Below are 13,706 nucleotides of genomic sequence, written 5' to 3' on the forward strand. Positions count from 1 at the left end.
ACAGTGTTTTGAGCAGCTTGCGGCTAGCTTCCTAGTTTGCTCTTTGATTTTTATTGAGTATTAACTAGTAAAGCTAAAAAGAATCCAGAAAAGCTTCCAGATTCTTTTGTGAAAATGATTGCTAGAGTTTACTTTGACTTAAAGAAATCCTGTTGGGCTAAATAGTCATAATGGTCTTTGTTAAATTGATATTGGCCCACACGCTGACTAATCTGACCAACATCCACAGAAAAAATATAGGCTTCATTTTGATAGTTCCAGTTCAGCCTAACTGTATTCAAGACTGGCTTATAAGTAAAATCTTGAACTTGATTCCAAGGCATCTCTAGGACTTGATTAGAACGATTTTCAGTTATATCACTGATGTCCATCAAGAAAATCCCCTTAGGTGTGAATGCCAGAATTTTAGGCTTCACACTCGACTGAACATAGTAGGAACCACCTATAATGAAAAAATCAATAAAGGATTTCAACCATGTCTTTTTCTTGAAAGCCATCAGAAAATTCTTTTGCCCTTCAATGCGACAAGTTGAAAGAAATGATGCAATCTGTTTTTCTGTTGCAAACTCCATAATAGCGCCCATGATGTTACCTCCATAACGATTAGTAAATAGGCAAATAAGAACTCTTCACATAAAGAAGAACTTATCATTTGTTGCATTTTATCTTACTTTTCCAGTAGACGACATCCCTCCTATAACATTACCCTAGCATGTGCATACTTCAATCAACATTGGGTAAATTTTCGAACGTAGTTTCTTATATTTATTATAGCATAAATTCAATTAACTACGAGAAAATGTAAGCACTTTTCTTCCAAATTTTCCATCATTCTATATAAAAACGACAGTTTCTTTCGAAACCATCGTTTTTCTTGAAAAATCCTTATTTGACATGTTTCGCCAATTCTTCTTGGGCTTTTTTATTAGATTCTTCTTTTTCTTTCAACCATTTTTCTCTGGCTTTTGCATATTCGTCTGTTGTGACTGTCTTATCTTGTAATTTGAGGTATTTATAGGATTCAACCCCTTTATTACCAGCCAATGAATATGGTGTTGAGAAAGGAACGATTTTTCTCAATGTTGGTGTTCCACCAAGTGAAACATTTGGAATTGCTAGAGAGCTATCTACTAACCAAGCTTGGATTTCAGCATACTTTTCATAGCGTTTTGCAATATCTTGTTCCTTATTAGCTTCTTCCAACATTTGGGTATAGACATCCAGCCCAACAGCCTTGGCCTTGTCATTGGCTTCACCTGGCTCGAGTCCAAGACTTTGTAGAACCCCACCATTCTTGACACTAAAGATATCAAGATAGCTAGATGGATCAAGATAGTCCGCACTCCAACCACCATTGTAGAGATCGTAGTCTTTTTGCGCAGCTGTTTGAGCTAGATAACCTGAACTATCATAGTCCTCTGTAGAAAGTAGGTGGACATCAATCACAACATTTTCTGCACCTAAGACAGACTCAATTGATTGCTTCATGGAATTGATTCCTTGAATTTCAGCCTTATTGGTCAACTCTATATTTTTATCTAAGTGGATAGGGAATGTTACCCCCTTAGCTTCTAATTCTTTCTTAGCTTCTGCAAATTTGGCTTTGGCTTTCTCTGGATTGTAGTATGGATCTTGGGCATCCGCGAAGTTGATTCCTTGCCATTCCTTACCATAATTGACCATCTTAGAAGCCACTACTTCACCAAAGTCTTTTCCCTTGATACTTACGAAGTTTGGAGGAACAACCAAGTTACGCAAAATCTTAGTTGCACCATCTTCTCCTTGAGATTGAGCCCCGTAAGCTGTCCGATCATAGGCAAAATTAATGGATTGACGGAAGTTTTTATTAAGAACCGCTTCTTGAGTCGATTTCTTTTCAGCATCACTTGTCTTGGAAGTGAATTTATAAGATTGTCTATCCAGATTAAAGTTTAAGAAGTAAGAAGTGGCATCTTGCATGCTATAGACGATATCATCTTTGTATTTTTCTTTAATTCCTTCATAACTTGAACTATTCGGATAGAGACGAGCGTAGCTATAGGCTCCGTCTGTAAAGTTACGAACAAGAGCGTCTTGGTCACTACCATCATAGTAGGTCAATTTGACATCATCTACAAAGACATTTTTAGCATCCCAGTAGTTAGGATTTTTCTTGTATTCGATGACAGATTTTGAAACAAAAGCTTTCATCAAGAAAGGTCCACTGTACAAAATATTAGCAGGGTCTACCTTCCCAAAATCATCCCCTTTTGATTTCAAGAAATCTGCATTGACTGGGAAAAGAATGGTTGAGGTTGTTTTTGAGTTCCAGTAAGGTTCTGGTCGAGCCAAGGTGTATTGAACCGTTTGGTCATCAAGTGCCTTGACTCCGACAGTTGAAAAGTCGCTTGTTTTCCCAGTGATATAGTCATCCAAACCTGCAACAGAGTCCTGCACTAGATACAAGGCTTCTGAATTTTTATCAGCTGCATATTGCAAACCGGTTACAAAATCCTGAGCAGTTACAGGTGCATATTCTTCTCCCTCAGAAGTAAACCACTTAGCATCCTTACGAAGTTTGTAGGTATAGGTTAAACCGTCCTTAGAAACAGTCCAATCCTCAGCCAAGGATGGAACATAGTTCCCATATTGGTCATTTTCCATAAGACCATCTACCAGGTTGGTCACAATATCATTTGTTGTTGCACGGTTTTCTGCTAGATAGTTCAAACTAGATGGATCACTTGAGTAAACATAATTGTATGTTTTTGATGCTGTGCTAGAATTTCCACAGGCACTCAATAAAACTCCTGTACCCAGGACAAGACCTGCCAAGGTTAGATATTTGCTCTTAGACTTTTTCATTTCCAGAACCTCCTGATTTAAATATTTGTTTTATTATACAACGTTTAGTTTGTTTAGTCAATGATTTTTTCCAAAAAAATCGAAAAAGACCTCATCTTCTACTTTCAAAAGATAATTTTAGCTATTTTGACGCTAAAAAAGGAATAAGTTTCAAGTTCTCCTAAAAGATTGTTCAACTTATTCCTTTTATTTATAAATGCTATCTTACGAAAGCTTAAATTTTGCTCGCAGGCGGTCTGCTTGGGCTTTTCCAATCACCTTATCCAACAAACGAGTTCGAAGACTCATGACTCCATAAACTCCTCCTCCCATGGCACCAACAAGAGCTACATAAAGGAAGCTCCACAAACGTCCACTTGGTTGGAAAACAAATCCTAACAGCCACTGGATGGTTCCTATTAACAGAAACATGACTAGGGTCAGCAAACTGATTAAAATGGTTCGCTTCACAATCACCTTGCGCTTGACACCCGTTACCTTACAAATATCCCGATACATCAAGACGTTAGGAATGATGAGAGCAATGGTTGTTGAAATCAAAGGACCATAACTGTGGAAGAGGGCGATGGTAGGTAGTTGCAAGACTAGTTTGGCAATAGAACCATAGATAAAATAGAGAACAGCCTTGCGATTGCGGAACATGGCCTGAAGCATTGGAGACAAGACCATGTACAAGCCTAAAATAATAGACTGCAAAACTGCAAAGACAAACAAGCCCATGGCCAAACTATCTGGCTTACCGTAGAAGACCGTATAAAGAGGTTCTCCTACCATAACCACTCCAACCGTTGCTGGTAGCAGGAATACAAAAAGCATGGTAATGCTGTCCTGAACAAGACGAGAAGCTGCCTTCAAGTCCCCCTTGACATAGTTTTCAGTCAAAAGTGGCAAACCAACACTCCCAATCGAAACCCCAACAGAAATCAAAATCATCGTGATTTTATTAGGATTGGCTGAGAAATAAGAAAACATGATAACCAAGTCCTCATTGCTGTAGTTGGTAAACCAACTCATACTATTGATAAAGGTCAGCTGGTCCAAAATCTGGAAGAGCTGGATGGCAGACCCTGTTAAGATAAAAGGAATGGCTTCCTTAATGGTATCGACCAAAAGATGCTTGCTGTTAATCTTATCTCCTGTTTCAAGAACTTTTTTGAGTGAACCTTCTTGGGCAAGGAAATAAATCAAGACTGCAAAACTGGCTACCATACCGACAAAGGCAGCAAAGGTGGATTGGGTAACCGCTGCTAGATAATCTCCTGAACCGAGCTTCATAATGATAAAGGTTGCTAAGAGCATCCAGATAACACGAATGACCTGCTCAGCGATTTGGCTCATGGCATAAGGTTTGAGGTTATTCATCCCTTGGAAAAATCCTCGGATAACACTCATAGATGGGAAAATCAAGACTCCCCAAGCCAAGCTTTGCATGATCGGTATCAAGTCTTTGCCCACGCCAGACAAGTCTGCTAGCCAAGGAGCAAAGACATACAAGACTAAAGCAAAAACCAGGCCAAGTCCTGTCATAAATCCTAAAAAGCTCCGAATCAGGGCAAAGCTATGCTCTTCTTCTCGCATGGTATTGTACTTGGCAACTTGCTTGGCCACCGCAACTGGAATCCCTGCTGTTGAAACCAGCAAGAACCAGGCATAGATATTGTAGCCCATGGTAAAGAGACCATTAGCCGTAGCCGCATAAGACCCCATCCAGATGTACCAAGGTATAATGTAAATAGCCCCAAGCAGGCGACTGATAAAGTTACTAGCCGTTAGCCAAGCAGTCCCCCGTAACATCTGGGCCTGCTGGTGATTGTTTTCGTGCGACATAGATTCCTCATTCAATTTTGATAACTAGGAAAAACTCCTTATCTTCCATTATAAACTTTTCCTTGTTACTTGTAAATTTGCGACTTTCGGTTTACAATAGAAAGTATGATAAAAATTGAAACCGTATTAGATATATTAAAGAAAGATGGTCTCTTCCGTGAGATTATCGACCAAGGACACTACCACTACAACTACAGCAAAGTTGTTTTTGATAGCATCAGCTACGACAGCCGAAAAGTAAAAGAAAAGAGCCTATTTTTCGTCAAGGGTGCTGCCTTTAAGAAGGAATTTCTGCTTTCAGCAATCTCTCAAGGACTCGGTTGGTATATAGCTGAAAAGGACTACGAAGTCGGTATCCCTGTCATCATTGTGAACGATATAAAGAAAGCCATGAGTTTGATTGCCATGGAGTTCTATGGTAATCCACAGGAAAAACTCAAACTCCTCGCCTTTACTGGAACCAAGGGTAAGACAACAGCAGCCTATTTCGCCTATAACATCTTATCTCAAGGGCATCGACCTGCAATGTTGTCGACCATGAATACAACTCTTGATGGCAAGACTTTCTTTAAGTCTGCATTGACAACCCCTGAGAGTATTGACCTCTTTGATATGATGCATCAAGCTGTGCAAAATGACCGTACCCACCTCATCATGGAAGTATCCAGTCAGGCCTATCTGGTCAAACGTGTCTATGGTCTAACCTTTGATGTGGGAGTTTTCCTCAATATCAGCCCAGACCATATCGGCCCGATTGAACACCCTAGCTTTGAAGACTACTTCTACCACAAGCGTCTCTTGATGGAAAATAGCCGAGCAGTCATCATTAACAGTGACATGGACCACTTTTCTGTCTTGAAAGAACAAGTGGCAGATCAAGACCATGATTTCTATGGTAGCCAGTCTGATAACCAAATCGAGAATTCCAAAGCCTTTAGCTTTTCAGCTACAGGTAAACTTGCTGGAGACTATGATATCCAACTGATTGGTCACTTCAACCAAGAAAATGCCGTTGCTGCTGGACTTGCTTGTCTCCGTCTCGGAGCTAGTCTTGAGGACATCAAAAAAGGAATTGCTGCAACCCGCGTTCCTGGTCGTATGGAAGTCCTCACTCAGAAAAATGGAGCCAAGGTCTTCATCGACTATGCCCACAATGGGGATAGTCTAAAAAAACTAATCAAGGTTGTAGAGACTCATCAAACAGGAAAGATTGCTCTGGTTCTGGGTTCGACAGGAAATAAGGGAGAAAGTCGTCGCAAAGACTTTGGCCTCCTCCTCAATCAGCACCCTGAAATTCAAGTCTTTCTGACTGCTGATGACCCCAACTATGAGGACCCAATGGCCATTGCAGATGAAATCAGTAGCTACATTAGTCATTCTGTTGAAAAGATTGCGGATCGCCAAGAAGCCATCAAGGCAGCTATGGCTATCACAAATCACGAATTAGATGCTGTCATTATTGCTGGTAAGGGAGCCGATTGCTACCAAATCGTCCAAGGCAAAAAAGAATCCTACTCAGGAGATGCAGCCGTCGCAGAAAATTATTTATAAGAATAGAAAAAATCAAGGGAAAATGAAACCCTTGATTTTTTACTATTATTTAGTAAAAACGTTTTTCAAACCTTCAACGGCACCTTCTACAGCACCTTTAGCGTCTTCTACAACGTCTTTTGCCTTAGCAACTGTTTTTTCAACAGCTCCTTCAAGTTCTGTCTTGCTGTCTCCAGTAACTTTACCAAAACCTTCTTTGACAGCACCTGTTGCTTGTTCCAATTTGTTTTCAAGTGACATATGATTGTCTCCTTTAGTTCTATTCCGATATGTGTTATCGGTTACATTAGTATAAACTTATCGATAGATAAAGTCAAACAATGTGCTCAGAAAAAGCAATCACACTAAATAGAAAGTTAATCTCTCCTTGTCAAAATCAACGGCCAACTCATACTTTCCATCTTCATTTTGGACAATATAACCTAGGACAACTAAACTATCCACAAAGATGTCTCGGCGTTTCTGCATAAGCTGGTCTTTTTTGAGAAATTTCAACAAAAAAGTCGTCATATACTTGAGGGCATACTCAGGATTAACATCTCCCAAAATGTCATAAAGTTCCTGCTGTTTTTCTGTCAAAGGATACTGATGCTTGACCTTGTAGAAATAATTAGACAGGGTCATTTTAGTCCGCGCAAAATCTGTTTTTTCAACTAAAATAGCTGCATTGGTTTGATTGCGCAATTCTGTCTCAAAACTCTGCTCCAACAAAGCTTGATAGGCCGGGCTATCTTCGCTGACAAAAATCTCTTGATCCAGTTCGAGACTATCGAGTGATTCAAGCATAGGAAGATTGAGGTAATAACGCTTATTTTCCCGACGAACCAAGCCCACTTTTATATACTCTTCCATGAGTTTGTCAACTGCTACATCTGGAAATTGAGTCTTAATTTCCCGTAGAATCACATCCTCATGCTGGTCCAGATAGCGGATCAATTCTCCAAAAAATGGCTGTCTCGTCAAACGAGATGGATTAAAAATCTGAATCATGAAGATTCCTTTCTTTACATTCTAACAGAGGTGATGTTGCCAACTGACTAGGATTGGTCCCAGCTTGGTTCAGAGGAACAGGCAGACCTAGTTCTCTATAATACTCTCTCCAAAAATCACTAATGTCCTGCTCCCCATCACCAAATTTCATGGGAATAGTTTCAAAAATGGGGAGGATTTCTACCATATACTGAGAACAGTAAAAACCTTCTCCATCTGGATAGAAAGAAGCATTGTAGGGTGCCCCTAGATGTTTACAAGCTCTTTCCTTCACCGACTGGATATCCATTTCTGGGTAGACATAGAGGTCGTACAAGTGATTAGACTCAAAGAAGTCTGCTGATTCCTGACAAACAACACCCGCCTGTCCACTAGCATGATAAATCATCCCATCCAAATAAATGGCAACATGGTTATAGTTGCCTGTGGAAGTCTGGATGGCTTGCCCCATGTCCGACTCATCTCTCACAAAAATCAAATCACCAGTTTCTAACATGCTTCACTCCTAGAAAAAAAGGAGCCGAAACTCCTTTCGATATAAGGCAAACTAGCCTTTCCTAATTTGAATTAACACTCAAAATCTTAAGCATTAAAGCTTTCAGTCAATTGAGGTACCACTTGTTTCTTACGTGAAACGGCACCAGCAAGGAAGGCATGATTGTTTTCAAGTTTGAAGTTGAAAGCCGCTTCGACCTTGTCCATATTGGCACCAAGAGCCAAGATTTCTGAGTTTGAGTTGACGATATCTGTAATCATCAAGACAAAGTCAGAGTAGCCGTTTGCTGCGTTAGCAGCTTGCATTGCAGCTTCGATTTCTGCTTGGCGTTCCAAAACTTCAGCGATGTCAACTGTGTTTACTTGAGCAACACGGACATTATTTCCTTTCAATTCAAAAGTCTTAGCATCAATGTCAATCAATTCGTCAGCAGATTTGCTAGCCAAGTTGGTACCAGCTTTCAACATTGCCAAACCATATTCTTCCAAGTTTACACCAGCCAATTCAGCCAATTCAGGAGCAATGACTTTATCTGTTGGGTGTGTTGTTGGTGATTTCAAAAGAAGAGTATCTGAAATCAAACCTGAAAGCATCAAACCAGCAATCTCTTTAGGTACAGCTACACCATGTTCTTTGAACATACGGTAAACGATTGAAGACGCAGATCCAACTGGCTCCAAACGCATGTAAAGTGGGCTTGCGGTTTCAAAGTTAGCCACACGGTGGTGGTCTACAACACCATAAACTTCTACTTCAGCAATATCTGATACAGATTGTTGGAATTCATTGTGGTCAGTCAGGATAACTTGCTCTGCACCTTCTGCTTTAGCAGAAGTGATAACACGCGGTGCTTCCACACCAAAATAGTTCAAGACAAAGGCTGTTTCTTCATTTGGAGTTCCAAGGGCAACAGCTTCCGTATCCAAACCGTAAGCTTCTTTTGCAAGGTAAGCAAAAGCTACAGATGACCCGATGGCATCTGAGTCTGGATTTTGGTGACCAAATACTAGAATCTTAGACATGATAATACCTCATTTTGTTTATTCTCTTTATTGTAGCATTTTTTTCACTTTTTGACAAAAGTAAGAGGAGTCAAAGGGCTCCTCACGATTCTTCAAAATAACTGATACTCTTCGAAAATCTCTTCAAACCACGTCAGCTTCGCCTTGCCGTAGGTATGGGTACTGACTTCGTCAGTCTTANNTTTGAGCAACCTACGGCTAGCTTCCTAGTTTGCTCTTTGATTTTCATTGAGTATGAGCAAATTTCTATCTTGATTTTCAGATAAAAATCTTTCCTTTTGTGGCCTCGTCTTACGCTTGAGAAGAGCTTCAGCTGACATGGCTTCTTCCTTACTGGCAAAACCTTGAGCATAGATAAGTTTGACTGGTAAGCGAGCCCTAGTATACTTGGCTCCCTTACCACTATTGTGCACAGCTACTCGTTTCTTGATATCTGTTGTATATCCTGTATAGTAAGAACCATCTCTACATTCTACTACATACATGAAAGCCTTATGATCCATAATAAATTTCTTCGAGTTCCGGCGTATAAGAGCCATCATCATTGTGGACAATGAGAGGTGGCAATACCTTAAAGCCACTTGTCGAGCCATCCTTGATAGCCTCAATCAAAAGCATATTGGCTTCCTTTTCTCTTTTTGGATAAACAAACTGCAGGCGCTTAGGGGCTAGATTATGCCGTTGTAACGTATCCAAAATATCCAGAAGTCGATCAGGACGATGAACCATGGCCAAACGCCCATTAGACTTGAGAATACTCTGGGCACTGCGACAGATTTCCTGCAAATTGGTCGTGATTTCATGGCGCGCCAAGAGATAATGTTCACTCTCGTTCAGGTTTGAATGAGGATCCACCTTGAAATAGGGTGGATTACACAAAATCATATCCACCTTACTTCCCTGAATGTAAGCAGGCATATTTTTCAAATCATCACAGATGACCTGCATCTGCTCTTCCAAACCATTCAAACGGACAGAGCGTTCAGCCATATCCGCCAAACGCTCCTGAATCTCAACAGCCAAAATCTGTGCCTGAGTACGAGTGCTAGCAAATAGCCCCACTGCTCCATTTCCAGCGCAGAAATCCACAATCAAGCCCTTTTTAGGAAAACGTGGAAAACGTGACAAGAGAACACTATCCACCGAATAGCTAAAAACCTCTCTATTTTGAATGATTTTGATATCTGTTGAGAAGAGCTGGTTAATTCGCTCCCCTGATTTTAATAATTGTTCTTCTTCCATGGTTCTATTATAGCAGATTTATATTAACATTACAAAAAATATAAAATTCTAAACTACTTCTTCTTTTTTAAATAGTGCAGGGCTTCTCTAGTCCAAATTGGCATCATTCGTTTAAGAGGCGCAAAGCCGTAGTTAAAGCGGTCGCTTGAAAAGCGTCTCCGTCTCGGAAACTGGTGCTTTTCTTCCTCCAAAGTGCGGATAGAAAGACTGGCTTTCCCTGTAAATTCATCTAAATCCACTACCTGAACTTGAACCTCTTCATCGACTTTCAAGGCTTCATGAATATTTTCAATAAAGCCTGTCCGAATCTCTGAAATGTGAATCAGCCCTGTATCACCTGTCTCTAGCTCAACAAAGGCACCGTAGGGCTGAATCCCTGTAATACGCCCCTTTAGCTTATCACCGATTTTCATCTTAGTCCTCGATTTCAATTGTTTCAATCACAACATCTTCAACTGGCTTGTCCATCGCCCCCGTCTCAACAGCAGCAATGGTATCCAAGACAGCATAAGAAGCTTCATCAGCTAGCTGACCAAAAACAGTGTGTCGACGGTCTAGGTGAGGTGTCCCACCTTGATTGGCATAGATTTCTGCGATCGGTTCTGGCCAACCACCACGAGCAATTTCTTTCTTAGAATAAGGCAAATGTTGATTTTGCACGATAAAGAACTGGCTGCCGTTGGTATTTGGACCAGCATTGGCCATGGAAAGAGCACCACGGATATTGTAAAGTTCTTCTGAGAATTCATCCTCAAATGATTCGCCGTAGATTGACTCGCCACCCATACCAGTTCCAGTTGGGTCTCCACCTTGAATCATAAAGTCCTTGATAATACGGTGGAAAATGACTCCATCATAGTAGCCATCTTTTGAAAGTGCAACAAAGTTAGCCACTGTTTTAGGAGCATGTTCAGGGAAAAGTTTAATACGCAAGTCTCCGTGATTGGTCTTAATAGTCGCGATAGGACCTTCTACTGTTTCAATGTCTACTTGTGGGAAATGCAATTCTTTTTCTACCATACCAAATCCTTCTAAGGCATCAAAAATGCCATCTTCTTCTAGTGCTTTTGTAATATAATCTGCTTTTTCTTTGATCTTATCATGAGAAATTCCCATTGCAACGCTGATTCCAGCATAATCAAAGAGTTCCAAGTCGTTGAGGCCATCTCCAAAAACCATGACGTTCTCTGGTTTCAAGCCAAGATGTTCCACAACCTTTTCCACCCCCGTCGCTTTGGAGCCTGAAATCGGCACAATATCAGACGAATGTTGGTGCCAACGAACCATGCGAAGTTTGTCTGAGAGACTATCAGGCAAGTGCAAGTCATCTCCTTTATCTTCAAAAGTCCACATCTGATAAATATCTACTTTTTCATGGAAATCAGGATCCACATCCAAGTCGGGATAAATCGGATCAATAGCCTCACTGATCATCTCAGTTCGAGCGGAGAGTTTGGCAGCATGACTTCCAACTAAACCATACTCAATTCCCTCTTGCTTAGCCCAAGAGATATACTCCTCAACATCTGATTTCTCAATCTGATGCTGATAAATGACCTGACCTTTTTTATCTTCAATATAGGCACCATTTAAGGTTACAAAAAAGTCAGGCTTGAGCTCACGAATCTCTGGAACGACACCAAAAATCCCCCGTCCAGAAGCAATACCTGTCAAAATTCCTTTCTCACGTAATTGCTTAAAAACAGCTGGGATTGAAGCTGGAATAAAACCTGTCTTTGAATTTCGCAATGTATCATCAATATCAAAAAAGACAATCTTGATCTTCTTTGCCTTGTATCTTAATTTGGCATCCATCTCACTACCTCTTTCAATCTAACTCTTTCCATTATACCATAAAGTAGCTAAATCCCCTATTTTCAAAAAATTTCCAGTTTTATTGTAAATCCTTGGATAAGTATAAAACTAAATCATCATCGTTTTGACAACTTGCACCCATTTCTAGCGGTTTATTTCTATACCAGACACCTGTCCCATCTGGAATGTAGCTCCGTCTGATATACAATCTCTGGGCAGGGCCATAGCCTAAGTGCAAACCTACACCAAGAGTGACCTTACTCGAAACAAACTTGACTCGTTTTTCTGCTTCTTCTAGCAGTTGATTCCCAATCCCTTGATTTCGAAAAGGCTCAAACACATTAAAATCTGATAATTCTGGATAGACTTCTGCAAAAGGACCATGTTTAGCAGAGGGCAAAATGGTAACGTAGCCCGCTACAGCACCATCAAACTCTGCAACTAAGACTTCTCTATCCCCACTTTCCTGTTCCAGAAAATATCTAGCCAAAATTTCCTCTCTACCAGGCCAACCTTGATTCATAAATCCATGAGATAAGTATTCAATATCAGACTTAATCATATTTCTAATCGTACAATTCATCTTTGACTTACCCACCTTTACTCTTTCTATTACCATTATAGCACGCCAAGGTCAGAAAAAAACTATCTCGTGAAAAAAGACCCAACCGGGTCTGAAAAAGAGGTCCACCCGGACCTCAACTCGCCCTTTCATTTCAATGCTCGTGAAAAAAAGACCCACCCGGGTCTTTTCTTTAATCTTCGTTTACGAAAGGCATCAAAGCCATTACGCGAGCGCGTTTGATAGCTGTTGTTACTTTACGTTGGTTTTTAGCTGAAGTTCCTGTTACACGACGAGGAAGGATTTTCCCACGTTCTGAAACGAAACGGCTAAGAAGCTCAGTATCTTTGTAATCAACATATTCAATTTTGTTTGCTGCGATGTAATCAACTTTTTTACGGCGTTTGAATCCGCCACGACGTTGTTGAGCCATGTTTTTTCTCCTTTATAATTTTAGTTGTCCATTAGAATGGTAAATCATCATCTGAAATATCCAATGGATTTGTTGCTCCAAATGGATTTTCATCACGTGAAAAGTCTGGTACTGAATTTGTAGGTGCTGAATAGTTTGCAGTTGGGGCAGAGTAAGCTCCACCTGTATGACCTTCACGCACACTACGGCTTTCCAACATTTGGAAATTCTCAGCCACGACCTCTGTCACGTAGACACGTTGTCCTTGCTGGTTATCGTAACTACGAGTCTGGATACGACCTGTCACCCCGATAAGTGAGCCTTTTTTAGCCCAGTTAGCAAGATTTTCTGCCTGTTGGCGCCACATAACGACATTGATAAAATCAGCCTCACGTTCGCCATTTTGACTCTTAAATGTACGGTTTACTGCAAGAGTAAAAGTCGCAACTGCTACATTGGATGGGGTATAACGCAACTCAGCGTCACGTGTCATACGCCCTACAAGTACAACATTGTTAATCATAGTTTACCTTCTTACGCGTCAATTTTGACGATCATGTGACGAAGAATGTCAGCGTTGATTTTTGAAAGACGGTCAAACTCTTTAAGAGCTGCATCGTCGTTTGCTTCAACGTTAACGATGTGGTAAAGTCCTTCACGGAAATCTTGGATTTCGTATGCAAGACGACGTTTTTCCCAAGTTTTTGATTCAACAACAGTTGCACCGTTGTCAGTCAAAATAGAGTCAAAACGTGCTACCAAAGCGTTTTTAGCTTCTTCTTCAATGTTTGGACGAATGATATAAAGAATTTCGTATTTAGCCATTGATATGTTCCTCCTTTTGGTCTAATGACCCCAAGACTTTGCAAGGGGTAAGTGAGGTTCGCTCACAATAAACTATTATACTAGAAAAAATTTTTTTACGCAAGTAAAAACACTAAAATA

At 40.5% G+C, this 13,706-nt stretch carries 16 protein-coding genes; 1 reads left to right on the plus strand and 15 read right to left on the minus strand.

Annotated features, from left to right (window positions below):
* Positions 1-128: 128 nt before the first annotated feature.
* The 3 genes from HT721_RS04915 to HT721_RS04925 form a co-directional block, all read right to left on the minus strand.
* The gene (locus HT721_RS04915; protein WP_173229171.1) at positions 129-584 is read right to left on the minus strand and encodes a hypothetical protein; all 456 of its coding nucleotides are present in this window, start codon (positions 582-584) and stop codon (positions 129-131) included.
* Between the two features lie 301 nt (positions 585-885).
* On the minus strand, positions 886-2,844 hold the full coding sequence (locus HT721_RS04920; RefSeq protein WP_173229173.1) for a peptide ABC transporter substrate-binding protein: 1,959 nt from the start codon (positions 2,842-2,844) through the stop codon (positions 886-888).
* Positions 2,845-3,048: 204 nt separating this feature from the next.
* Positions 3,049-4,671 (minus strand): polysaccharide biosynthesis protein, encoded by a 1,623-nt coding sequence (locus tag HT721_RS04925; RefSeq protein ID WP_173229175.1) that lies wholly within the window; start codon positions 4,669-4,671, stop codon positions 3,049-3,051.
* 105 nt (positions 4,672-4,776) lie between these two features.
* Between HT721_RS04925 and HT721_RS04930 the strand changes: the two genes are divergently transcribed.
* A complete protein-coding gene (locus tag HT721_RS04930; RefSeq protein ID WP_173229177.1) occupies positions 4,777-6,222 on the plus strand; it encodes a UDP-N-acetylmuramoyl-L-alanyl-D-glutamate--L-lysine ligase in 1,446 nt (481 codons plus the stop codon).
* 45 nt (positions 6,223-6,267) lie between these two features.
* On the opposite strand, the gene HT721_RS04935 is transcribed toward HT721_RS04930, so the two are convergent.
* The 12 genes from HT721_RS04935 to rpsF form a co-directional block, all read right to left on the minus strand.
* The gene (locus tag HT721_RS04935; RefSeq protein ID WP_000051195.1) at positions 6,268-6,462 is read right to left on the minus strand and encodes a CsbD family protein; all 195 of its coding nucleotides are present in this window, start codon (positions 6,460-6,462) and stop codon (positions 6,268-6,270) included.
* 99 nt (positions 6,463-6,561) lie between these two features.
* Positions 6,562-7,212, minus strand: coding sequence for a DUF1803 domain-containing protein (locus HT721_RS04940; protein ID WP_173213523.1), 651 nt, complete (start codon positions 7,210-7,212; stop codon positions 6,562-6,564).
* Positions 7,196-7,708, minus strand: coding sequence for a YiiX/YebB-like N1pC/P60 family cysteine hydrolase (locus tag HT721_RS04945; RefSeq protein WP_173213522.1), 513 nt, complete (start codon positions 7,706-7,708; stop codon positions 7,196-7,198). The genes HT721_RS04940 and HT721_RS04945 overlap by 17 nt, the downstream gene beginning before the upstream one ends.
* 86 nt (positions 7,709-7,794) lie before the next feature.
* Entirely contained in the window at positions 7,795-8,730 is a 936-nt protein-coding gene (locus tag HT721_RS04950; protein WP_173213521.1) for a manganese-dependent inorganic pyrophosphatase, read from the minus strand.
* A gap of 206 nt (positions 8,731-8,936) precedes the next feature.
* Positions 8,937-9,233: a GIY-YIG nuclease family protein gene (locus tag HT721_RS04955; protein ID WP_173213519.1), complete on the minus strand. Its 297-nt coding sequence runs from the start codon at positions 9,231-9,233 to the stop codon at positions 8,937-8,939.
* Positions 9,223-9,972, minus strand: coding sequence for a tRNA1(Val) (adenine(37)-N6)-methyltransferase (locus HT721_RS04960; protein WP_000390778.1), 750 nt, complete (start codon positions 9,970-9,972; stop codon positions 9,223-9,225). Before HT721_RS04960 ends, HT721_RS04955 begins: the two co-directional genes overlap by 11 nt.
* 53 nt (positions 9,973-10,025) lie before the next feature.
* The gene (locus HT721_RS04965; RefSeq protein WP_000689593.1) at positions 10,026-10,385 is read right to left on the minus strand and encodes a S1 RNA-binding domain-containing protein; all 360 of its coding nucleotides are present in this window, start codon (positions 10,383-10,385) and stop codon (positions 10,026-10,028) included.
* A 1-nt stretch (position 10,386) separates the two neighbouring features.
* Positions 10,387-11,787 (minus strand): bifunctional Cof-type HAD-IIB family hydrolase/peptidylprolyl isomerase, encoded by a 1,401-nt coding sequence (locus HT721_RS04970; RefSeq protein ID WP_173213518.1) that lies wholly within the window; start codon positions 11,785-11,787, stop codon positions 10,387-10,389.
* A gap of 79 nt (positions 11,788-11,866) precedes the next feature.
* Positions 11,867-12,370 (minus strand): GNAT family N-acetyltransferase, encoded by a 504-nt coding sequence (locus HT721_RS04975; RefSeq protein ID WP_173213517.1) that lies wholly within the window; start codon positions 12,368-12,370, stop codon positions 11,867-11,869.
* A 172-nt stretch (positions 12,371-12,542) separates the two neighbouring features.
* A complete protein-coding gene (gene rpsR, locus HT721_RS04980) occupies positions 12,543-12,782 on the minus strand; it encodes a 30S ribosomal protein S18 (protein ID WP_000068664.1) in 240 nt (79 codons plus the stop codon).
* Between the two features lie 31 nt (positions 12,783-12,813).
* Complete coding sequence (ssbA, locus tag HT721_RS04985) at positions 12,814-13,284, minus strand: single-stranded DNA-binding protein SsbA (protein WP_000609606.1); 471 nt, start codon at positions 13,282-13,284, stop codon at positions 12,814-12,816.
* Positions 13,285-13,295: 11 nt separating this feature from the next.
* On the minus strand, positions 13,296-13,586 hold the full coding sequence (rpsF, locus tag HT721_RS04990) for a 30S ribosomal protein S6 (protein ID WP_001151785.1): 291 nt from the start codon (positions 13,584-13,586) through the stop codon (positions 13,296-13,298).
* Positions 13,587-13,706 lie beyond the last annotated feature (120 nt).

The sequence above is a fragment of the Streptococcus sp. 4094 genome (assembly GCF_013277125.1).
Lineage (GTDB): Bacteria > Bacillota > Bacilli > Lactobacillales > Streptococcaceae > Streptococcus.